Below are 20,698 nucleotides of genomic sequence, written 5' to 3'. Positions count from 1 at the left end.
GTCGGATTCCGCCATGCGAGGTATCGGGTTTCAATACCTACATGGCGATACAATCTGACTGGATCGCGCTTTAGCGAACCTGATAGGAAGGGAGTCGTAAAGGCTCTTCGTTTAACGCCGCAAGTTGCTCACGCAGCTCCAGTATATGATCTCCCCAATAACGCGCAGAGTTGAACCAGGGAAAGTTGCGCGGAAACGCGGGATCGCTCCAACGACTGGCCAGCCAGGCGCAATAGTTCAACATGCGTAACGTGCGCAACGCTTCAACCAGTCTCAGTTCAGAAGGACGGAAATCATAGAATTCGTTATAACCCTCGACGATCTCCACCAACTGCGCAGTGCGGTTGGGACGGTCGCCGGAGAGCAACATCCAAAGGTCCTGTATGGCCGGCGCCATGCGGGTATCGTCAAAGTCCACGAAATGCGCCGCATCGTCACGCCACAGCATGTTGCCTACATGGCAATCGCCATGAGTGCGGATATAAACAAAGTCGCCGCCATCACCGATGATTTCTTCCAGCGCCTGCAATAAATCACGCGTCAATGAATCATAGGAAGAGCGTAGTTCACTGGGAACGAATTGTTCCTGCACCAACGCCACCGCGTCGCGGCCAAAACTTTGCGTATCGATGCGCGGACGATGCTGGAAGGGCTTGACCGCTCCCACCGCGTGAATACGGGCCAACAGACGACCCAAGGTCAGCAGGCTGTCGAAATTATCCAGTTCCGGCGCATGGCCGCCTTTGCGGGGAAACAGAGAGAAGTGAAACTCTCCCGCCTGCGGCAGCGTTCCTCCATCGTTCAGGCGGAGCGGCGCCACCACGGGCAGCTCCGCCTCCACCAGTTCGTAACAGAACTCATGTTCTTCGAGAATTTGCTCCCGGCTCCAGCGATTTGGCCGGTAGAATTTGGCGATCAGAGGATCGGCGCCTTCAACGCCTACCTGATAAACGCGGTTTTCGTAGCTATTAAGGGCGAAAATACGTCCGTCGCATAAATAGCCCTGGCTCTCGACGGCGTCCATGATAAATTCGGGGGTTAAAGCATCGAAAGGATGTGTGTTCGGCGCAGTCATGTTGAGATCCTGTATCCAAGTGCGCCCAACATATCAGATCTGAACCGGTTCAGCGATAGTGAACCTTACCCACATGGAGTCGCGTTAGCGCCTTTAGCGAACGGGTCCGGATGTGAGCCGGAGGTGATGCGCCAAACGCTTTTCAGCGATGTAGGGAAAGCCATTATTAAAGTCCACGGACCAGGCCAGCGTCCTCGCCTTTTCCACTTCCGTCGAGGTCCAGTAATTGCCGGAGATGGTGTTGGGAAAGAAGTCCGTATCAATATCCGGATAATAACGGGTGGGGTGCTCCAAGGTCCGCAGCTCCGCCGCCTCAGGCAGACGCCAGTCGGACGCGCCGCACAGACTGATCTCCCGCACTTCCCTCACGTAGGCTGCGGTATCGCATTCAGAATACAGGCACAGTCCACGGTTATAGACGCTACCTCCCGGCGGCGGCGCGTCTGGCTCCGCATCTGCGTCCGGCAAGTCGCCTTCCCGCGCCCACGAGTAGGTGTGCTCGGCATCCTGCAAACCACCGTCAGTGCGCTTCACTTCCCACAAAAGCCCGGTACTGCGGTCAAGTACGCAGGACCACTCCCCCGCCTCTGGCGACAGCTCTGCACCGCCGGCGTCTATTTTAACGAATCGTGGACCTTCCTCCACACCAGCAGGAGCATGCTCCTGTTCGCCCGAGCCATTTACAGTATTGGGTAGTTCTGGACTCTCCTGACCAGGCGCTAATGTCTCGCCCTGAAGTGAGTCTTCCGGGGTATTGAAGATATACAACAACGCGGCGATCAGCGCCGCCAGTAGCAGAATCGCGCACAACACTTCCAGAAACGTGGCCCAAGCAACCGATCGACGCATATCAGGCTCAACTCATATTCAGCAAGCAGGAGATTCGTCCCCGAGCATAACCTATACCCAAACTAGTATGGAATCTCAGAGAAAGTACGCTTGTTACCTATCATATTTTATTCATTTATCTGAACTATACTTCCTCGTACGTTCATGGCGAAGCTGAAACAATGCGGCTTCCAACTTGGAACCTTTTGTTACAGTTCTGTCATATTTCTGTCATAAATACTTAATAGTATCAACGCTCCTTTCCAACCTGACACACTGTTCTTTTCAAATGAGAGATATAAAAATTGTGCGCGCACGTCGGTTCACCGCTTTCATAAGCTTGGCGCTAATCTTCGCCAGTCTGCGTGTCTATGCGTTAACCCCATTCAGTCAGGAAGACGTCCCCACAAAAGGATATTTATTCGAAGTTCATGGCTCCAATACTATTGGCGCCGCCCTGGCCCCGGCTCTGGTAAAGCGCTACCTAGAGGAGCGTGGTGCGCAGAACGTCACGGTGAAAAGCGCCGGCAAAGAAAATGAAGCCATCGTCAGCGGTACCGTGCAAGGCAAAACCATCGCCGTCAAAGTCGCCGCTCATGGCTCCAGCACCGGTTATAAAGCATTGAAATCCGGAGAGGCGGATGTTTGGGCGTCATCCCGTCCCGTCAAAGACTCCGAAGCGCAGGAGCATAAGAAGCGCGCGGATCTGAAAGCGCTGGATTCAGAGCACGTCATCGCCGTTGACGGTCTGGCCATACTGGTGCATCCACGCAATCCGGTGAAGTCCCTCACCACCACTCAGGTAGCGGAGCTGTTTTCCGGCAAAATCAACAACTGGAAGCAGGTCGGCGGCCCGGATATGGCGGTGACCGTTTACGCTCGTGACGAAAGTTCAGGCACCTGGGATACTTTCTCCAGCTTAGTGCTCGGCGATGCTTACAAGCTGGTGAAAACCGCCAAACGTTATGAATCCAACGATCAGTTGTCCGACGACGTCAGTAAAGACCGCGGCGCTATTGGTTTCAGCGGTTTCGCTTCCGTGCGCAGCAGCAAAGCGTTGGCCATCGCCGAGGCGAACAGTCCCGCCATTGCGCCGGATCAACTCAGTCTGGCGACGGAAGACTATCCCCTGGCCCGTCGCTTGTTCTTCTACACCAGCGGGCGTCCGAATAAAGCCGCCATTGATGGGTTTATCCACTTCACACACTCCGCCATGGGCCAGGACATTGTCGCGGACAGCGGCTTTGTTTCTCAGAATATTTTGGAAGTCGACCCCAAGCTGGATAACAGCGTCCCTGAGTCTTTCCGCCAGTTAACCCGCAACTACAATCGGTTGACGGTGAACTTCCGTTTCGCCGCAGGACGTAGCAAGCTTGATAACAAAGCCCAGCGCGATCTGGAGCGATTATTGGAGTATTTGCGCCAAAGCGGTCGCTCACCAGCAGATCTGATGCTGATTGGTTTCGCGGACAAAAGCGGAGATGAGTTGCGCTCGCAAATGGTGTCTGAGCTACGCGCTAACGCAGTCAACCGGGCGCTGAAAGAACGCGGCGCAGAGGTCAAAGCGGTAACCGGTTATGGCCAGTACATGGCTGTCGGCGCCAGCGGCGGCGTGCATGGCGCAAGCCGTAACGGACGAGTGGAAGTCTGGGTGCGCAAAGACGCGAAATAACAGCCCATCGCCGCTGCTCAACAGCGGCGATTCTGCTTCTTTTGATCTGTTCGCGTTAGATGGATTTACGCGCCTTGGAGATAAACTGGGTGCGTTCCGACTCGTCTGGAATGCTGTTGGCCAAGTCCTTGAACAGCGTTTCCATATCCGATGAGCTTTTCACCGATTTACGCACCAGCCGCGAAGCCAGTGGGCCGACATGATGCGCCAATAACTGGGTCAGCTTCTGCAAGGTTTCGCCACTCAACGTCAACGGACCAGCCTGTCCTGGCCTGATGGACGAACGCGAGCCAATGGTGGTGATGCGCGATGCGCCACTGCCGGTGGTTTCGCTGGGCATGGAACGAATCCCGGTGCGATTCAACGTACTGAGGAAATTACGTCGCTCGGCTTCATTGGGAATATGACGGGAAAGTTTCTCAATCATCTCCTGTAGGCTCGTCGAGGACGCGGCGGCATTGCGAATCATATGGTGCGCCACCGGCCCCAGAAACGGCGCCAGCGTCTGGCTCAAAATCAGAGACACTTCCGGCGACAGCGCGATCTGGGAACTTGACGCAGAGCTGTAGGTGGAAGGCTGGTCCGCCTGACGACCGGCGAAAGTAACCTTGCTTTGTATCACCGTCGCGGCAAGATCATTGAGATCCGGCACATACACCTGGTTAGGCGCCAGCAGCGTCTTCAAGGCGATAGCGAATTCCTGCCCGGTTTCATATCGGTCTTTCGGTTCTGCGGTCAATGCTTTCGCTAACAGACTGGAGAAAGCGCGATCCAATTGCACCGGCAGCGTGGGACTGTCGGCGATGAATTGCAGAATTTCTTTTTCCGTCCAGGGCAAGCCGCCCTTTTGCGGACGTTTACCGGCGATCAACTCCAGCAATACAATACCGGCGGAAAACAGGTCGCTGCGCCCATCAACCCGATCGCCGCGCAGCGCTTCCGGGGACATGTAACTGGGCGTGCCGATCACGTCGCCGACATTGGTCAGCTCGGAGGTATCCAGTTTTGCAACGCCGAAATCCGTCACTTTCACATGACCGGACTCCAGCAAAAGAATGTTGGCGGGTTTAACGTCGCGGTGCACCACCCCTTTCAGGTGAGCGTAATCCAGTGCTTCCAGCACTTGGATGACCAAATCGCCAATCTGACGCACGGAAAGCTGCATGTTTTCCCGCAGGAAAGAACGCAGATCAATGCCGTCGACAAACTCCATCACCATATAGGGCGAGTTCTTGAAGACGCCGAAATCAAAGACGGTAACGATATTGGTGTGCAGACAGCGGGCCGCCGCCTGGGCTTCCTGACGGAAACGGGCCAACAGGCCTCCATCAGTTTGATCCACCATCAGGTGGGCGTGCAGCATTTTGATAGCGACCGGACGGTCTATATCCGGGTCATGGCCTTTGTACACCACGCCCATTGCGCCCTGGCCGATGGTGGACTCAACGCTATATTTTCCGATTACGTCAAATGGTGGTTTCGTCGACATAGTTCTTACGTACTGAGCAAAGCAAACCGCCACGCCGCTATTGAGCGGGCGCCGACAGCCGTCTTCCGTGTAACATCCGATTTAACCCGCCTGCGCACAGAGCAGTGCGGCGTATCCCCAAAAGTCCTTAACTATAGGTAAGCTTACTCTACGCTTACTCGAACCATACAAACCAATTCGTTGATTTTTGTAAGTTTGAGAAGAGGTCCCGGACTTGACTTACAATGCGGTCAATATAGCGCGATCCTTCACTTCATCGCCATAGCGGCCACTTAAAAGGTTGTAATCAACACGCGCCCGACACGATCGTCAGGCGCTTTGGCATATTGCCTGAGCTGTTTACTTTATGCTCAAGGCTCGCCAGTCTCGTCCAACAATCTGACAGCGTTAGCCAAACTGCGGTGCATACGGTTAAAGGACTGAGTCAGCGAGGAAATCTCATCGTTGCCTTTCACCGGCATTTCCTCCGCTTCCAACGCGCCCAAGCTGACTTCGTTAGCTTTATCGGACAGTTTCTTGACTGGACGGATAACCACGAAGTCCAGCATGACGTTAAGCAGCACAGCAATCACCAGGAAGACGCCCACCAGCAAACCGATAAACAGCTTGAAGGTTTCATCCGCCCGTTGCAGCGGCAGCGACATAGGCACCGATACGATCTGGGCGCCGACCACTTCATCCTGCTTCCAGCCGAAACCGTTGGAGCTGCCGTACATGTCGATCATGGTCTGCGGCGCCGCGCTGGGAGTGCTGTGACAGGCCAGACATTTCGGATCGGTGATCTTGATCGGGCGGCTCATGTAGAGCGAAGGGCCTGTCGGCGTTTCCCGGGTGCCGACCAGTTCCGGCGCGCCGTCGTTGTTGCGGAAATGGTTGATAATATCCGCTTCCCAATCCGAAGCGCGATCCGCCGGGTTGGTTGGGTTCAGCGTCGCCTCCCGGTAGCTGTATTCAGGATACTCCTTCTGCAGCTTGCCAATATAGCGGTGCGCCGCATAAGCCGGCACGGTCTGCGGTAGAAACTGACGCTTCTGCTGCAGCGCCAACAATGGACGCACTTCATCAACGGTGTAACCGCGTACGGCGAACGCGCTCTGCATCATGATCCGGGCGCTGTCGAGCACCTCTTCCCGCGCATTTTTCTGCAATAGTTGATACACCAGAAAGGCCGCCAGGGCGATGCCGGCGCAAGAAGCCAAACCCAATACAAGGTTAAATTTAAGTCTTAAGGTCATCCCCGAAACATCCTTCAGCTATGATTTACTTTTTCTTTCGGCCGGGCGGTCGTTGCAATTACCTTTGACGCCGCCGCCATTAGTCCCGCGCCTAATTCGTGATTACAGGTTTTTGCAGTTAAGAAAAACCGGTATCGCCTGCTTCAACACCGTCGCCGGTATCACCGCCTGCTGGGTTTGGGTCTGCGGCCAGCTGGGCCAGAAACCTAATTTAACCGTCAGTTTGCTGGCGTTTTGCAGCGCGCGGGTATGGTCACCTTTTATCCGCGCGTTTGTCTCCTGAAACACTTCATTAAAGTCGAGAACCGTTTGTTCCGCTAACTGCAGGCCAACGCCGGGATAGGTCAGATCGACGTTCGATCTGGTGTACACGTTGACCTCTTTGGCCAACACCTCAATCCATACGTTGGAATTTTCATAGCCGTCGAATATTGGATGACGCTCCGAACGCAGTCGACAGACGCCGATGTGCGCGCTATCCCAATCCTTCTCCAGCATCCAGCCGCCAAAATCATAGGGCAGCATGCTGCCGGTAATCTGTAGTCCTGATGTTTCTTTTGGTTGCGACAGCATAGCGGTCTCAACGACAGGTTTTGTCTCTGCGCTGGTATCCGCCGTTTCTTTTTTCGCGGGTTCTTTCTTTACGCTTTCTTTAGTCGCCGCTGGCTTGGATTGCGGCTTCTCCGCATCTTTCTTTTTCGCGGATGCGCCGTTTGAGGAACTGGCGGTTTTCTTAGTCGCCGTTTTTTCCTTTACGGTCTTTTTAGCGGCAGGCGTAGTGGTTTTCTGTTTTGCAGTGGATGTGGTCTTCTGCGCCGTCTTGCCAGCGCCTGTCTGATCAGCGCCATCGGCGCTTTGCATCGTAGCAGATCCCGCTTCCGAGGTTGCGTCCGTCATGCCTGGCGTGGTTGACGTCGCCGCTTCTTGCGAAGTCGTCGCATTTGTCGTTTCAGGTGTAGAGGGAGTGGCGTACTGCTTGTCTTCCGTCTTGGCGCCGGAGTCCGTAGAGGGTTTGATTGAAGACATGTTACAACCGCTGAGAGCAACCGCCCCCACCAGAAGCAAATTACGCGGTATAAAGAAGCACAAGTCCTTCGCAGACAACTTATTTTTCATTTCTAGCCCTAGCACATTCATCCAGATAGTTGTTCGAGATTCCATAATTGGCGCATCCGACCGCGATAAGCGGCGCAGGCCGAGCTGCTAATCATGGCAATTGCCCGCGTTGGCTTCAATGCCTATTTTGTATAGTCATGAGAGTTTGTTGCGAAACGCCCTCCTCATTTCACCCACTCCCAAAGAAAGGACGCTCCCTGTAGAACACGCGGCGCGCGTCCATTAGGTTGCAGGGACGCGCGATAGGTTAAGGAGCGACAGTATAGCGCGGCGGGAATATGAATGCTTTCAAGTAATTATCAGCACAATCCGCAGGTTCAGACAGCATAAGCGGCGTTCAGATACTTGATAATTTCCGCAGATTCAAACAACCCTGCGCCTTCCCCGCGATTCGGGTCCACCAGAAACGGCGCCTGTACGCGTCCATGCTCCTTGAGAAAAGCCTCTCTTTTACTTCCCGGCAAAGGTTTGTAATCGCCCAAATGCAGCCGTTGCGCCGCCGGCCCCAAATCCGCCAACTGCTGCTTGCTCAGATTGACCAGAAGGTAGGGCAACTCCAGTTCGCATAGGCGTTCGCGCACTAATCGCGAGAAGGGACTGGATTCAAAACTGTACAGCGCCAGGGGTTTCTTCGGCGCATTTGATGGCGCCGCTGTCAGGCCTTTCCCGCCTCGCACCAAAGTCGCCAGCCTGGAGCCCGTCATATTAATGAAGGATTCCCTCAGCGCCGCAGGCGGCTGTTTGGCGCGATACTGACGAAACAGGTAAGTTACGATAGCCTGCGCGCCCGCAATTTTTTCATCCGTATTTGGATCGTACAGAAATGGGACCGTGTCGCCACCGGAAAGTTCCTGTAAACGCTGACGGTGCCTGACGCCGCCTTGCGGAACCGGATAAATCATGGCGTCGAGGTTCAACTCCGTCAGAGCTTCCCGCACCAGACGGCAATGCGGACAGCCTTCGCGATCAAAAAGTTCTGGCGCTTTCTCAGGCTGCGCCGTTTTGCTGCTGCCCATCGTGCCCCGCCAACGTCGCAGAGTGGACGCCAGCGTGGAGCCGAGCACATCAAAATTGTGGGAGTTGAACATGGCTAACGCCTCATAATGACCAAAGGTCAATTATTCTAGGCCTGCTTTTTTCACCGGTTCAAGTGGCGCGCGCAATCAAACTGCAATCTATAGTAAGACTGACTCCGTAATTATTGGCGACGGCTACGCCGCGCTCCCGGTCACCATAGACTTTCGCCAGCGCCCTGCCGCACAATCAGTTAATACTGACTAACAAGGAAAACGGTCATGCCCAGATTCATCAAAACAGCCTTATTGAGCCTTTTACTGTGCCAAAGCGCGTCAGCGCTGGCGGCCTGCCCCGCCTTGCTGGACGGCGACGTCAAAAAACTGCACTCCAGCCAATCCATCAATCTATGCGAACGCTTCGCCGGCAAGCCGCTGGTGATCGTTAATACGGCGAGCTACTGCGGTTTTACCCCTCAGTTCAAAGGGCTGGAGGCGATGTATAAGCGCTATCGGGAACAAGGTCTGGAAGTCATCGGCATGCCCTCGGACGACTTTAATCAGGAAGACAACGATGCAGAAAAAACGGCGGAAGTGTGTTTCGTTAATTACGGCGTCACCTTCACCATGACGGACGCACATCCTGTCAAAGGACCGAACGCGCATCCCTTGTTCCGAAATCTGGCGGAACAGACCGGGCAGCCTCCGCAATGGAACTTTCATAAATATGTGGTAGACAAGGAAGGTCGCGTCGTCGCCGCATTTCCCAGTCGCACTACGCCGGAAGACCCGGACTTCATCGCCGCCGTGGAAAGCGTTCTCTAACCCCGATCTGTCCGAGCTTTACCCCGGCGCCGCGCCGGGCTATGTTTAGCCCTGTTGGGCCGCTTAACTTCGGCGGCTCTTTCCAGGCCGGCGTATGCCGGTGAACGCACAGCTAATCATACTTTGAGGAAAGTTCGTGGCTCATATCGTCGTGCTCAGCGGCGCTGGCATAAGCGCCGAAAGCGGCCTGCCTACGTTCCGGGACGTAGGCGGACTATGGAAACAATACAGCGTACATGATCTGGCGTCCCCTGGCGGCTGGGAGCGCAACCCGCAATTAGTGCTGGAGTTCTACAACACCCGGCGCCAGCAGGCGCGGGAAGCCCAGCCCAATGCCGCGCACATGGCCCTCGCCGCGCTGGAATCGCAACATCGCGTCACCATCATCACGCAAAACATCGATGACCTGCACGAGCGCGCAGGGTCCAGCAACGTCGTACACCTGCACGGTGAAATCATGAAAGCGCGCAGCAGTGTCGATGAACGTTATCTGGTTGATCTGGATGACCGGGATATTGCGCTGGGTGATCTATGTCCTCAAGGCAAACAAATGCGACCGCATGTGGTCTGGTTCGGAGAAATGGTCCCGATGCTGGAGGCCGCTGCGGATATCGTGGCCACAGCGGATGCGCTGCTAGTAGTCGGTACGTCCTTGCAAGTGTATCCCGCTGCGGGTCTGGTGGACTGCACGCCAGAACATTGCTCGATAACGGTAATCGATCCCGGCGAAGATGTGAAAGTCAAAGGCGCCACGATTATCCGTAAAACCGCCTGCGCCGGCGTACCTGAATGGATCGCATCTCTTAAGCTATAGATTTTTCAGGGAAAAACAGACTCACGTCAAAATACCTTCCCTGAATGACGATACTATGGAATACGCTGGGCGGCGTTGCGACCTGCATCCGCCGCTCAGCGTCATCAACCCAACCAGGCAACTTCACACGCGCTGACGGGACGAAGCATGGATAACGATAACGCAACTCTCATCAAGCAAGTCTGCGCCGACTACGACAACGACCCGCGCCGGATGATGGACATCCTGTGGCGAGTGCAGGACAAGCTGCGCTGCATCGATGGCGAGGCGATGTCGCTGATCGCCTCTCTCACCGGAACCTACCGGGTGGAAGTGGAAGGCGTCGTCAGTTTCTATGCTTTTTTCTCCGACAAACGCAAAGGCGATATCACCATTCGCTTGTGTGATGACATTGTCGACCGTCATGCCGGCGCGCAAGCCATCGCCGAGGCGTTTTCCGACGCACTCGGAATCCAGCCGGGCGAAACCAGCGCCGACGGCGCTTTTTCCCTGGAGTTTACCCCCTGCATCGGCATGTGCGATCAGGCTCCTGCCGCATTGATCAACGATGTAGTCGTCACCCGTCTGACGCCAGCCAAAGTCAAAAGCATCCTGCGAACTCTGCGCAAGTCCAAAGACCCGCAAACACTGATCGGCAAAACCGGCGATGGCGCCAACGGCCATCCCCTCGTCCAGGCCATGGTGCGCAATAATATTCGTCAGCCCGGACCGGTTCTTTTGACCGACGCTGATCCAGAACAGGGCCTGCGCGCCGCTTTGCAGTTATCGCCGCTGGAGGTGATCGCCCAGGTAGAAGAGTCGCTTCTGCGCGGACGCGGCGGCGCCGGGTTTCCTACTGGCCGAAAATGGCGACTGGCGGCGAACACTCCCGCTGAAGAACGTTACGTCATCTGTAACGCGGATGAAGGCGAACCGGGCACGTTCAAGGACCGTGTACTGTTGACCGAGAAACCCGACCTGCTGTTCGCCGGCATGACGATCGCCGCCTACGCAGTAGGCGCCCGCCACGGCATTCTCTATCTGCGCGGCGAATACCGCTATCTGCGCGCCTATCTGGAAGAAAAACTGCAACAGCGCCGGGAACAGAATTTACTGGGCGCCAGCATTCTCGGACGAGACGATTTTGCTTTCGATATTCGCATACAGATGGGCGCCGGCGCCTATATCTGCGGGGAAGAAAGCTCTCTGATCAGCTCCTGCGAAGGCAAGCGCGGCGAGCCCAAAAACCGGCCGCCGTTTCCTGTGCAATCCGGCTACCTGGGCCACCCTACTGTTGTTAATAACGTCGAAACCCTGAGCTGCGTTCCGCGCATCATGGAGCAAGGCGCGCAATGGTTCCGCGGCATGGGAACCACGGGCAGCTCTGGAACCAAGTTGCTCAGCATCAGCGGAGACTGCGTTCGACCTGGAATTTATGAAGTCGCCTTTGGCGTCACCCTGGAGGAAATTCTCGCGCAGGCTGGCGCACAGGACGCCGCAGCTATCGTAGTCGGCGGCGCCAGCGGCCAGATAGTGGGGCGCACCGAATTTCACCGCCGCCTGTGTTTTGAAGATCTCGCCTCCGCCGGCGCCATTGTCTGCTTCAACAGCTCCCGTAATATTCTTGAAGCCGCCGCCTACTACATGGACTTCTTCATTGAGGAAAGCTGCGGCTACTGTACGCCCTGTCGCGTAGGCAATGTATTCCTGAAAAAAGGGCTGGAAAAAATCATGCACGGAGAGGGTGAACCGGAGGATCTGGATTATCTGCGCAACCTGAGCGACACCATCATCGCCACCAGCCGCTGCGGGCTCGGACACACTTCCCCCAACCCCATACTCTCCACCATGGAATACTTCCCACTGGTCTATTCCGCCATGGTGAAGGAACGACCCGGAGGCATGCAGGCGGGCTTCAATATTCAAAAGGCGCTGGACGAGGCCAGAATCATCGCCAAGCGGCGCTCGCTCATCTATGACCCGGCTTATGGAGACAAGGAATGAGCACAGAGTTCGAATTTAGCGTGGATGGCGAAACCATCGTCGCCAAACCCGGCCAGACCATCATGGACGCCTGCGACGACGCTGGCGTTTATATTCCTCGTCTCTGCGACGTAGAGGGCTTAGTCCCGCAGGGCAGTTGTCGCGTCTGTACGGTGAAAGTTAACGGCCGCACTGCGGCGGCCTGCACACAGCCCGCGGAACCGGGCGTCACCGTCGAAAACGATACGCCTCAGGTCCAGGGTTATCGTCGCGATTTGGTGCGCATGCTGTTTCACGAGGGCAATCATCTTTGTCCTATTTGCGAGGCCAGCGGACGCTGCGAGCTGCAAGCCATGGCGTATCGACTGGGCATTTCCCAGGACAGCCTGTATCCCTATCTGCAACCGGTGCGCCCGGTGGACGCCTCGCACCCGGATATCGCTCTGGACACCAACCGCTGTATCTTATGCGGGCGCTGTATCCGCGCCTCCCGGGATGTGGACGGCAAAAATATTTTTGAATATGTGGGACGCGGCATCCACAAACGGATTGGCGTCAATGCGGAGAATCTGGCCGCCTCCGACGCATCCATCGACGACTACGCCATGTCTCTGGAGGTCTGCCCGGTCGGCTGTATCATCCGTAAAAGAGAGGGATTTTTCGCCCCCATTGGACAACGCCAGTTCGACAATAAACCCATCGGCTGGGAAATCGAAGCTCGCCATAAAAACCGTATCGCCGTGCATCAGATCGATCCGTCCGAGGAGCAGTCATGAAACGTAAAAAGCGCATCGCCACAGTTTCCCTGGCTGGCTGTTTCGGCTGTCACATGTCCTTATTGGACATGGATGAACACATCCTGGAATTAATGGAGCTGGCGGAGTTTGACCGTTCCCCTCTGACCGATTTCAAAACGTTCTCCCGCCGTTGCGACATCGGCGTCATCGAGGGCGGCTGTTGCAATGAGGAAAACGTCCATACCCTGCAGGAGTTCCGCAAGCACTGCGACGTGCTGGTGGCGGTGGGTCAATGCGCCATCATGGGTGGCCTGCCGGTGATGCGCAACGCCATCATGCACTCGGAAGACCCATTGCGGGAATGTCTGGAGGAAGCCTATTCCAGCAGCGCCAAGGTGTATAACCCCAGCAATCAGATTCCTAATGACGCCGCGCTGCCGTTGTTGCTGGACAAGGTATACACCTGCGCGGAAGTGGTCAAAATCGACTACCAGATCCCCGGCTGTCCACCAACCGGGGAAGTGCTGTGGGCCACGTTGGCGGCGCTGATCAAAGGCGAGCCGGCGCCGCAGGAATACCACATGATCAAATACGATTAGGACTGGCGCCGATGAATCTTGATAAGCCCAAAACCCGCATTGTGGAAATCGAACCGGTCACCCGCGTGGAAGGCCACGGCAAGGTCACCATTCATCTGGACGATGACAACAACGTCGCGGAAGCCCGCCTGCATATCGTGGAGTTTCGCGGCTTTGAACGTTTCATACGCGGACGTCTGTTGTGGGAAGCCCCGGTGATCGTGCAGCGTCTGTGCGGCATCTGCCCGGTCAGCCACCACATCGCCGCCGCCAAGGCGATGGATGTGATCGTCGGCGCCGACGCTTTGCCGCCAACGGCGGAGAAAATGCGTCGCCTCATGCACTATGGTCAGGTGATGCAGAGCAACGTGCTGCACTTCTTCCATCTGAGTTCGCCGGACCTGCTATTCGGCTTCGACGCGCCTCGCGGCAAGCGTAATATCTTCAACGTCATCAAAGAGTTTCCCGAGCTGGCCAAGCAGGGCGTGCTGATGCGCAAATACGGCCAGGAAGTAATTCTACATACCGCCGGCAAGAAAATTCACGGCACTGGCGCGATTCCCGGCGGCATCAACAAGAACCTGTCTCTGCAGGAAAGAGATCTGTTGTTGCAAGACATTGAGCAGATGAAAGTCTGGGCCAAAGGCGCGGTGGACGTCGCCAAGCGTTATACGCTTGAACACCTGTCTCAGGTGGAGCAGTTCGCCAACTTCAACTCCAGTCATTTGTCCCTGGTGCGCGAAGACGGCGCGCTGGATTTATACCACGGCGGCCTGCGCGCCACTGACGCCGCCGGCAATATTATTTTCGATCATGTCGATTATCAGGACTTCAATGACTACATCATGGAGGAAGTGCGGCCCTGGTCGTACATGAAATTTCCCTTCATAAAAAGTCGCGGCTCGCTGGATGGCTGGTATCGCGTCGGCCCCTTGTCCCGTCTGAATAATGTCGCCTTTATCGATACCCCCCTGGCTAACGCCGAGCATAAGGAATTCCGGGCGTTGACCCACAACAAACCCAATCATATGAGTCTCGCCTATCACTGGGCGCGCATGATTGAAGTGCTGCACTGCGTGGAGAAGATTCACGAGCTGCTGCTGGACCCGGACCTGCAAGGCGCCGATCTGCGAGTCACCGGAGAACGTCGGGAAGAAGGCGTCGGCGTTATCGAAGCACCGCGGGGCTCTTTATTCCACCACTACAAAGTCGACAAAAACGATCAGATCACTTACTGCAACCTGATCGTTTCCACCACTCACAACAATAACGGCATGAACCGGGCGGTTACGGATGTGGCGAAAAAATATCTGGGCGGGAAAAAACGCATCACGGAAGGCATGCTGAACCATGTGGAAGTCGCCGTACGCGCCTATGACCCCTGCCTGTCCTGCGCCACCCACGCCCTGGGACAGATGCCGCTGACCGTGGAGCTGTTCGACGCCGACGGCGCGCTCATTCACAGCAATAGCCAACATATGGGACAGGACATTCCCCCGGACTGAGTTCAAAGGAGCCCAGCAATGATGACCAAGGACATCAATCTATCCACTCTGGTGATTGGCTACGGCAATCCTGGCCGCCAGGACGACGGACTCGGTCCCGCCTGCGCGGATCGCATTGCAGAACTTAATCTGTCAGGTGTGACGGTGGAAACCAACTACCAGCTAACGGTGGAAGACGCTCTGGAATTAAGCCGCTATCAACAAGTCGTGTTTATCGACGCCAGCCTGCGCGGCGGCAAACCTTTTTTCCTGCAGCAAATTGAAGCCGACGACGAATGCCAAATGGGCAGCCACGTACTGTCGCCGCAAGCGGTTGTGACCTTATCCCGCACCTTGTTTAGCGCCGACACGGAAGCCTTCCTGATGGGCATTCGCGGATATGCGTTCGATCGCTTTGAGGAAGCCTTATCGCCAGAAGCTCAACTCAATCTCAACCAGGCCCTCGACTATCTGGCGAGCTGGTTGCAGAGCAGAGGGAAGTACCGCGATCATGCATGAGTTGTCGGTCATGGAGAACGTCGTGCAACTGATTGAGGACAGCGCGGCAAAGGAAGGCTTTCAGCAGGTGGTCAAAATCGTGTTGGAAATCGGCGAACTGTCCCATGTCGAAACCAGCGCCATGGACTTCTGCTTCAGCGCCGTCGCCAAAGGCACGGTTGTTGAAAACGCCACACTGGAATATCTCTCCATACCCGGCGCAGGCCAATGCCCGCACTGCCGCCAGACCACTCCACTCCATCAACTCTACGACCCCTGCGCTCACTGCGGGAAGTTTGGCGTACAAGTCACCGCCGGCATGGAAGTGCGCGTGCGTGGCGTAGAGGTAGAATAAACCTAACTCCAGCGAAGTATCAGCAAGCTCATGGAGCGTTGTTGCGACGCTGGGCGTGCGTTTCTGGATTAAAGTTCGTCGACAGGTACTCCAGAATCAGGCTGCGTAATTCCGCATTGAGCTCCGGCATGCCTTGTTCTTCCTGCATCCAGGTGAGCACTTCATCCCAGCTTTCTTTGCTGAGCCCTTGTTGTTTGACCAACGCAAGGGAATGGCAGGCTCCGCACAAAGCGCCGGCTTCCTGTGATCCGGGGCCTTCCGGCCAGTCGGCGCCGAATGGATACTCTGCGCCGCTGGCGGAACTCGTCAGGCTCAATGCGCTGGCGAACAGGAGAGGAGTCAGAATTTTTATTGTCATGGTTTTTCCTCTTTTTAAAGGAGGATTAAAGACGTAAATATCTGGGTTAGCCAGGGTTGCATAAGCACGCCGCTGGCTCTTCTTTCCAAGGAGAGAAAAGCCAGGGCGCTTCCGTCAGCATCCAAACATCATTGGGCGCTAACCACTATCCCGGATCAAGCGTCCACGATCACCGCAATACGGTGCATGCTGTTGTTCAGGTACCCTTTTGGATTCCAGTTCACAGCGAAAGGCTGCATGTTGCCTTTGTCATCCGTCGCTCTGGCCCAGATTTCATAGTATCCGCGAGTGGGGAAAGTCACTTCCGCATACCACTCCTGCCAGGAGTAAGGATTGGGTGGCGCTTTCAGATCCGCCTGCACCCAGGTGACGCCGAAGTCATAGGAGATATCCATGCGCTTGACCACATTATCCCCCGCCCAGGCATGGCCGTGCACTTTCAGAGTGCGCGTTTTGATGGTCTGGTTAGTCTGTGGCGTGGTGATCAGGGACTTGACCGGCATGGACTCAATGATTTGGTAGTCCTCATCCGCGACATGCGTTCCTGGGGCCACCGGGAATTTTGGCACGCGATAAGAAGAACCGGTCATCTTGGGACCATCATGCACCACATCCCGTAACTGAATCCGGCTCAGCCACTTTTGCGAGGTGGAGCCCGGCCACCCCGGACAGATGGTGCGCACTGGAAAGCCATGCAGCGCCGGCAGAGGCTCGCCGTTCATCGCATAGGCGATGATGGAGTGAGGGTCCATCGCCTTGGAAATGGGCACGCCTCTGGAGATTGGAGTTTTGCTGGGATCGCCGGACAAATGTCCGTCCAGGCTATGATGCGCAGTGTAAATCGCCGACGGCTTAACACCCGCCGCCTTCAACAGATCCGCATAGCGGACCCCAGTCCACTCCGCGTTGCCGATAGCGCCCACCGTCCACTGATTGCCTTTCGCCGGAGGATTGAACGCCGCGCGTCCATTACCGCCGCACTCCAACTGCAGCTTCAGAGTGACTGGTTTGAACTTGGACTTGAGTTCATCCAACGACAGCTCCAGCACTTTCTCAACTTCACCGTCGATGGTCAGCTTCCAGTCCGACGCATCCATACGATGCGCGATCTCCGGCACAACGCCGTTATTACGGACGAAATGTCGGCTGGTGGGAGTAACAGCGTCATCAAGCAGGTGAGCGGGAGTTTCAGCGTTGATAGGACGGTCGTTCAGCAACGTCAGTCCGTCCTTACCGCCGAATAAACCGATTTCCGTGTCTTCCGCCATCGCGGCCGGTATCAGACCAGAGGGAAAATTACGATGAAAAGGAATCGCCATTCCCAACATCGCCCCCATGGCGCCCAGGCCGGCGCCTTTCAGAAAGCCGCGTCGATCAGAGTGGGCGCGGCGTCCAAACACCAGATAGTCCGCGCGTTCCGGATCGTCCGCGTACAACTCATACAGCCCCCGTTCTTTCTTATCATCCGTCATGGTGGTTCCTCACTTTTTTATGTCCCTTGCCCAGGGTGGTTTTATAAATTGGAAACGACGCTCATTTACGCTCAGGCGGCGCGGAAAGAGCCCGACAGGATTTTCCGCACGGCCGGTCTGGTCCGCCTAAAGCGTTTTATAGTATTCGTCGATTCCTCCGGCCATGAAGTAGTAGGAAGACACGTTCTGCTTCTCCAGATAGTACTGCAGCCATCGGATCTGCTTGCCTGCTTGATCGTAGATCAACAACGGCACGTTGCGTTTCTTCGCCTGATTGATGTAGCGGTCGATCAAATCCGGACGATCCAAAGGCGCGCGCTTTTCACGCATAAAGAAGATAGCGATGCCTTCTCTTTGCTGCTTGTCGCGCACATCCAAGACAATGCCATCGGTTTTGACAATTTTATCTTCAAACTCCGCCACAGTGATGGTGTGCGCCTTGAGTTTGTCCTTGCCGATGAGGCGAGCGGGATCGCCCAGGATTTCGCCAAACAGGTTGGTGTCTTGTGGATACGCTTTGGCGTAATCAAATACCCCGGCGTCGTAGACGATGACGTTCTCAATGCCGTATTTGCGGCATTTGCTGGCGGCTTTATAGGATTTGAGGCAGGTTTTACCGTTGCAATACAACGCCAGCTTCTTGCCGGGATGCTGCTTCTGCAGCGCCTGCATCTCCTCCGCAAAGTTGTGGGATGTGTATGAGACGTTGAAAGCGCCCTTTATATGCAGCGTGTTGTACTCATAGTCCGTCCGTACGTCGACGGCGACGATTTCGCCAGCAGCCAGTTGCTGATAGAACTCCTGGAGTTCAATGAAGTCTACGGCCGGATATTGGCGACGACCGGGAAACTCGTCTTCTTCCGCATAGGCCGAGAGGGTGAAAAGAAGAAATACAATATATGCCAGATTGCGTGGCGAACATGTAAACATCTTATGACGTCCTTTGTTATAAAGCTGTTTATACCGAACTTATGTTTGCAAACATCAAGCGCGAACAGGCGAATCGTCAGGCTTGCTTTCCTCAAAGCGTTGGTGCGGCGCACATGCGTAGCAATACCCGCGCAGACTCTGCGTCTGCACAGCAAAAACGCCGAAAATTATCCGAACCGCAGTGAGTCCAAGACAGCCTTACGGACTAAATGGTCAATCTGGAGAAGCTTGAGTGAGCGAAACAGGTCAGGGGCAAGGTCGAGAGTATTCTGTCCATGGGCAAATCCATCTATATCCTCGTTTTCCATTAATAAAAAGCGCGCCGCTCACAGAGCTGCACGCGTCCGTTATGATTGCAGAGAAGCGAAGCCGCGTCATCTAACGTGATACTTCGTGGCGAACATTAATAAAACAATTGATGCGTACAGATCAACTGAAATAACAGAATTTATTGAGATTAACGCTGTTAAGTAACATTTAAATCAATTCTGAAACATTTCTTTACATTACTGCCTGTTTTTCATCAATTTCCCACTTTATTCCCAACAATAAAAAAGCGCCTCTGACGCAGGCTAATCACCAACATCAGAGGCGCTTTTGTTTATGTATGGCTAACGTCAAACTTGACGGTCATCAAAACACAAGTCAGCCCGCCATACTTTTTCAGGTTAAACAACTCAAGCTGTATAGTGCGCGTTTAGTTGTTCGTTGTTTCTTTTTCGTAAAACCTAATATTACTGAATAAGCTATAGCCTGTTGGTGACGCTACATCGTGATCTCGGATAAAGGTTAGATACCGGTATTCACCACTAAGGTATTCGCCGACAGGTATTTCATAGTGCTTTACTTTTTTATCATTAGGGTAGTTATCGAAGTCACGAATGCCAGCTCCAGTGTTTTGAGTGCCGGAGAGTTTAAATGTTGCATTTTGATTATAGTAGTTTGTATTAGCAAAGCCGATCGCTTCAATCTCCGCTTCCACATCACCGACATAGTCAAACTCCAAGACTGTGTTAGGTGTTATAGTGTATGGCGCTTCAATTTTCTTCCAAGCATTTCCTGTTAGTTTAATGCCTAAATCATCATATCTATCTTCAGCCAGTCCCTTATCCTGAGCTAGATCATAGCTCGTATACTTCTCTTGAGGGAGTTTAAATAGAGTTGTATTTTTGTATATATAATCGTAAATATCTATTTTCAAATTATCCAAATAGAATACTGTTTCTTCTGAAAAACCACTGTTTGACCACCCGAGAAGATAGCCTTTATCTATATAATTTCCGAATCCAGAATAATTATTCAAGCCTGATACAGCATAGTAAACACTACCATTTTTCCACCAAGTTATTTCTCCATTACTTTTCCCTTCTTCCGAAAACTTAACATGAACCTTATAGTTAACCCATTGCCCTGCATCAGATAGATCTATGATCTGGTCTGTAGTTGGCCACTTATGATTATCATCATACTTTCCTGGCCCAAGGTGGTAATCCAGTTTAGAAGCGCCTTCCTGCAGTAGTGATGGGTGATACTCAAAAGCTGCAGAGTTATTTGACTCATAAGAGCTGTATATACCAGACCACAATACTAAAAATTTATTGTTATCTTGCCTTTTCTTCGCATCAGCCACGTGATCTTGTGTTCGATGATAGAAATTTTCTGGGATAAATAGATCATACTGAATCGTCAATTCAGAGGTGCCAGCAGGTATTTCAAAGCGCTGCTCTGAGCTTGAATCTACAGCATCAGGAGTACTCTTATACTCAAACTTCATTGAATAATTCCCGTCCTTCGGCCTTTCATTGCTCACTGAAGGATTATCGGGATTTCCCCACCAGCGAAAAACAGTCACCCCATCAATAACAACAGGATCAAAGGTCCTCATACCTGATTCAAAATCCTGCTCAATAACGAAATGATGAGGCGTGGGCGCAGGGGCCGCCATAACAGGCGCAGCAGCAAAAGTGGAAAGTGCGGCTACAGCCAGGTAAGCGAACGGTTTCTTGGGATTCGTCGATATCATATAAACTCCATATTTCCTTGATAATTGCTTAGCGAATTAAAGCCTTCGCCATAGGTCCGCAGAGATGAACGTGTTGTGACGGACTGCTGGAACGCAGTCTCTAAAGGACACCAGATCTGGCATATCACATTGTTTTTTATATAACTTATCTCTGCAACGCTTAATTTACACGTTAAAACGACAGGCTATAACCTGGGGCGAACCCTATGCCGCTTACAAGGAATCTGGCAGGAA

Annotated in this window: 19 protein-coding genes; 9 read left to right on the top strand and 10 right to left on the bottom strand. The window is 54.1% G+C overall.

The genetic code is table 11. From position 1 onward, the window contains the following. Window positions 1–70: 70 nt before the first annotated feature. Both EUZ85_RS03110 and EUZ85_RS03105 read right to left on the bottom strand, forming a co-directional pair. Window positions 71–1,075, bottom strand: a complete 1,005-nt coding sequence (locus EUZ85_RS03110) for a serine/threonine protein kinase (RefSeq protein WP_127967870.1) — start codon at window positions 1,073–1,075, stop codon at window positions 71–73. 93 nt (window positions 1,076–1,168) lie between these two features. Further along, window positions 1,169–1,924, bottom strand: coding sequence for a DUF1566 domain-containing protein (locus tag EUZ85_RS03105; protein WP_127967869.1), 756 nt, complete (start codon window positions 1,922–1,924; stop codon window positions 1,169–1,171). Between the two features lie 286 nt (window positions 1,925–2,210). On the opposite strand from EUZ85_RS03105, the gene EUZ85_RS03100 reads away from it, so the two are divergent. Beyond that, window positions 2,211–3,575, top strand: coding sequence for a substrate-binding domain-containing protein (locus EUZ85_RS03100; RefSeq protein ID WP_241566940.1), 1,365 nt, complete (start codon window positions 2,211–2,213; stop codon window positions 3,573–3,575). Window positions 3,576–3,630: 55 nt separating this feature from the next. Here the strand turns inward: EUZ85_RS03100 and EUZ85_RS03095 are convergent, their stop codons facing one another. From EUZ85_RS03095 to EUZ85_RS03080, 4 genes are all read right to left on the bottom strand, one after another. Continuing rightward, window positions 3,631–5,064 (bottom strand): serine/threonine-protein kinase, encoded by a 1,434-nt coding sequence (locus EUZ85_RS03095; protein WP_127967868.1) that lies wholly within the window; start codon window positions 5,062–5,064, stop codon window positions 3,631–3,633. Window positions 5,065–5,414: 350 nt separating this feature from the next. After that, the gene (locus tag EUZ85_RS03090) at window positions 5,415–6,299 is read right to left on the bottom strand and encodes a DUF3365 domain-containing protein (RefSeq protein WP_127967867.1); all 885 of its coding nucleotides are present in this window, start codon (window positions 6,297–6,299) and stop codon (window positions 5,415–5,417) included. Window positions 6,300–6,401: 102 nt separating this feature from the next. Then, complete coding sequence (locus EUZ85_RS03085; protein WP_127967866.1) at window positions 6,402–7,325, bottom strand: hypothetical protein; 924 nt, start codon at window positions 7,323–7,325, stop codon at window positions 6,402–6,404. 407 nt (window positions 7,326–7,732) lie between these two features. Next, on the bottom strand, window positions 7,733–8,503 hold the full coding sequence (locus EUZ85_RS03080; RefSeq protein WP_127967865.1) for a glutathione S-transferase N-terminal domain-containing protein: 771 nt from the start codon (window positions 8,501–8,503) through the stop codon (window positions 7,733–7,735). Between the two features lie 207 nt (window positions 8,504–8,710). Between EUZ85_RS03080 and EUZ85_RS03075 the strand changes: the two genes are divergently transcribed. The 8 genes from EUZ85_RS03075 to hypA all read left to right on the top strand — a co-directional run bounded on the left by EUZ85_RS03075 (window position 8,711) and on the right by hypA (window position 15,681). Continuing rightward, window positions 8,711–9,253 (top strand): glutathione peroxidase, encoded by a 543-nt coding sequence (locus EUZ85_RS03075; protein ID WP_127967864.1) that lies wholly within the window; start codon window positions 8,711–8,713, stop codon window positions 9,251–9,253. A gap of 136 nt (window positions 9,254–9,389) precedes the next feature. Beyond that, entirely contained in the window at window positions 9,390–10,067 is a 678-nt protein-coding gene (locus EUZ85_RS03070) for a Sir2 family NAD-dependent protein deacetylase (protein WP_127967863.1), read from the top strand. 147 nt (window positions 10,068–10,214) lie between these two features. Continuing rightward, window positions 10,215–12,050, top strand: a complete 1,836-nt coding sequence (locus EUZ85_RS03065; protein ID WP_127967862.1) for an NAD(P)H-dependent oxidoreductase subunit E — start codon at window positions 10,215–10,217, stop codon at window positions 12,048–12,050. Continuing rightward, the gene (locus tag EUZ85_RS03060; RefSeq protein ID WP_127967861.1) at window positions 12,047–12,805 is read left to right on the top strand and encodes a 2Fe-2S iron-sulfur cluster-binding protein; all 759 of its coding nucleotides are present in this window, start codon (window positions 12,047–12,049) and stop codon (window positions 12,803–12,805) included. Before EUZ85_RS03065 ends, EUZ85_RS03060 begins: the two co-directional genes overlap by 4 nt. After that, window positions 12,802–13,365 carry an NADP oxidoreductase gene (locus EUZ85_RS03055; RefSeq protein WP_127967860.1) on the top strand — a complete coding sequence of 188 codons (564 nt, stop codon included), beginning with the start codon at window positions 12,802–12,804 and terminating at the stop codon, window positions 13,363–13,365. The genes EUZ85_RS03060 and EUZ85_RS03055 overlap by 4 nt, the downstream gene beginning before the upstream one ends. Before the next feature lie 11 nt (window positions 13,366–13,376). Then, window positions 13,377–14,849 (top strand): Ni/Fe hydrogenase subunit alpha, encoded by a 1,473-nt coding sequence (locus EUZ85_RS03050; RefSeq protein ID WP_127967859.1) that lies wholly within the window; start codon window positions 13,377–13,379, stop codon window positions 14,847–14,849. An 18-nt stretch (window positions 14,850–14,867) separates the two neighbouring features. Then, window positions 14,868–15,347: a hydrogenase maturation protease gene (locus EUZ85_RS03045; protein WP_127967858.1), complete on the top strand. Its 480-nt coding sequence runs from the start codon at window positions 14,868–14,870 to the stop codon at window positions 15,345–15,347. Beyond that, window positions 15,340–15,681: a hydrogenase maturation nickel metallochaperone HypA gene (gene hypA / locus EUZ85_RS03040; RefSeq protein WP_127967857.1), complete on the top strand. Its 342-nt coding sequence runs from the start codon at window positions 15,340–15,342 to the stop codon at window positions 15,679–15,681. The genes EUZ85_RS03045 and hypA overlap by 8 nt, the downstream gene beginning before the upstream one ends. Before the next feature lie 28 nt (window positions 15,682–15,709). Here the strand turns inward: hypA and EUZ85_RS03035 are convergent, their stop codons facing one another. The 4 genes from EUZ85_RS03035 to EUZ85_RS03020 form a co-directional block, all read right to left on the bottom strand. Then, window positions 15,710–16,039 carry a hypothetical protein gene (locus tag EUZ85_RS03035; RefSeq protein WP_127967856.1) on the bottom strand — a complete coding sequence of 110 codons (330 nt, stop codon included), beginning with the start codon at window positions 16,037–16,039 and terminating at the stop codon, window positions 15,710–15,712. A gap of 155 nt (window positions 16,040–16,194) precedes the next feature. Next, the gene (locus EUZ85_RS03030) at window positions 16,195–17,511 is read right to left on the bottom strand and encodes a sulfite oxidase (protein ID WP_127967855.1); all 1,317 of its coding nucleotides are present in this window, start codon (window positions 17,509–17,511) and stop codon (window positions 16,195–16,197) included. Between the two features lie 126 nt (window positions 17,512–17,637). Beyond that, the gene (locus EUZ85_RS03025) at window positions 17,638–18,441 is read right to left on the bottom strand and encodes a rhodanese-like domain-containing protein (protein ID WP_127967854.1); all 804 of its coding nucleotides are present in this window, start codon (window positions 18,439–18,441) and stop codon (window positions 17,638–17,640) included. A 697-nt stretch (window positions 18,442–19,138) separates the two neighbouring features. Then, window positions 19,139–20,464 carry a hypothetical protein gene (locus EUZ85_RS03020; RefSeq protein WP_127967853.1) on the bottom strand — a complete coding sequence of 442 codons (1,326 nt, stop codon included), beginning with the start codon at window positions 20,462–20,464 and terminating at the stop codon, window positions 19,139–19,141. Window positions 20,465–20,698: the final 234 nt, after the last annotated feature.

It is taken from the genome of Hahella sp. KA22, from assembly GCF_004135205.1.
In the GTDB taxonomy this organism is placed as follows: Bacteria; Pseudomonadota; Gammaproteobacteria; order Pseudomonadales; family Oleiphilaceae; genus Hahella.
Note: the sequence above shows the minus strand (reverse complement) of the source record. Positions and strands in the feature narration are given on the sequence as shown.

Bases quoted from the DNA above. Each gene is read 5' to 3' on its own strand.
- EUZ85_RS03105 (WP_127967869.1), bottom strand. From the start codon at position 1,924: ATGCGTCGATCGGTTGCTTGGGCCACGTTTCTGGAAGTGTTGTGCGCG.
- EUZ85_RS03080 (WP_127967865.1), bottom strand. From the start codon at position 8,503: ATGTTCAACTCCCACAATTTTGATGTGCTCGGCTCCACGCTGGCGTCC.
- EUZ85_RS03030 (WP_127967855.1), bottom strand. From the start codon at position 17,511: ATGACGGATGATAAGAAAGAACGGGGGCTGTATGAGTTGTACGCGGAC.
- EUZ85_RS03075 (WP_127967864.1), top strand. From the start codon at position 8,711: ATGCCCAGATTCATCAAAACAGCCTTATTGAGCCTTTTACTGTGCCAA.
- EUZ85_RS03095 (WP_127967868.1), bottom strand. From the start codon at position 5,064: ATGTCGACGAAACCACCATTTGACGTAATCGGAAAATATAGCGTTGAG.
- EUZ85_RS03085 (WP_127967866.1), bottom strand. From the start codon at position 7,325: ATGTCTTCAATCAAACCCTCTACGGACTCCGGCGCCAAGACGGAAGAC.
- EUZ85_RS03055 (WP_127967860.1), top strand. From the start codon at position 12,802: ATGAAACGTAAAAAGCGCATCGCCACAGTTTCCCTGGCTGGCTGTTTC.
- EUZ85_RS03035 (WP_127967856.1), bottom strand. From the start codon at position 16,039: ATGACAATAAAAATTCTGACTCCTCTCCTGTTCGCCAGCGCATTGAGC.
- EUZ85_RS03045 (WP_127967858.1), top strand. From the start codon at position 14,868: ATGATGACCAAGGACATCAATCTATCCACTCTGGTGATTGGCTACGGC.
- EUZ85_RS03060 (WP_127967861.1), top strand. From the start codon at position 12,047: ATGAGCACAGAGTTCGAATTTAGCGTGGATGGCGAAACCATCGTCGCC.
- EUZ85_RS03050 (WP_127967859.1), top strand. From the start codon at position 13,377: ATGAATCTTGATAAGCCCAAAACCCGCATTGTGGAAATCGAACCGGTC.
- EUZ85_RS03065 (WP_127967862.1), top strand. From the start codon at position 10,215: ATGGATAACGATAACGCAACTCTCATCAAGCAAGTCTGCGCCGACTAC.
- EUZ85_RS03090 (WP_127967867.1), bottom strand. From the start codon at position 6,299: ATGACCTTAAGACTTAAATTTAACCTTGTATTGGGTTTGGCTTCTTGC.
- EUZ85_RS03020 (WP_127967853.1), bottom strand. From the start codon at position 20,464: ATGATATCGACGAATCCCAAGAAACCGTTCGCTTACCTGGCTGTAGCC.
- EUZ85_RS03110 (WP_127967870.1), bottom strand. From the start codon at position 1,075: ATGACTGCGCCGAACACACATCCTTTCGATGCTTTAACCCCCGAATTT.
- hypA (WP_127967857.1), top strand. From the start codon at position 15,340: ATGCATGAGTTGTCGGTCATGGAGAACGTCGTGCAACTGATTGAGGAC.
- EUZ85_RS03025 (WP_127967854.1), bottom strand. From the start codon at position 18,441: ATGTTTACATGTTCGCCACGCAATCTGGCATATATTGTATTTCTTCTT.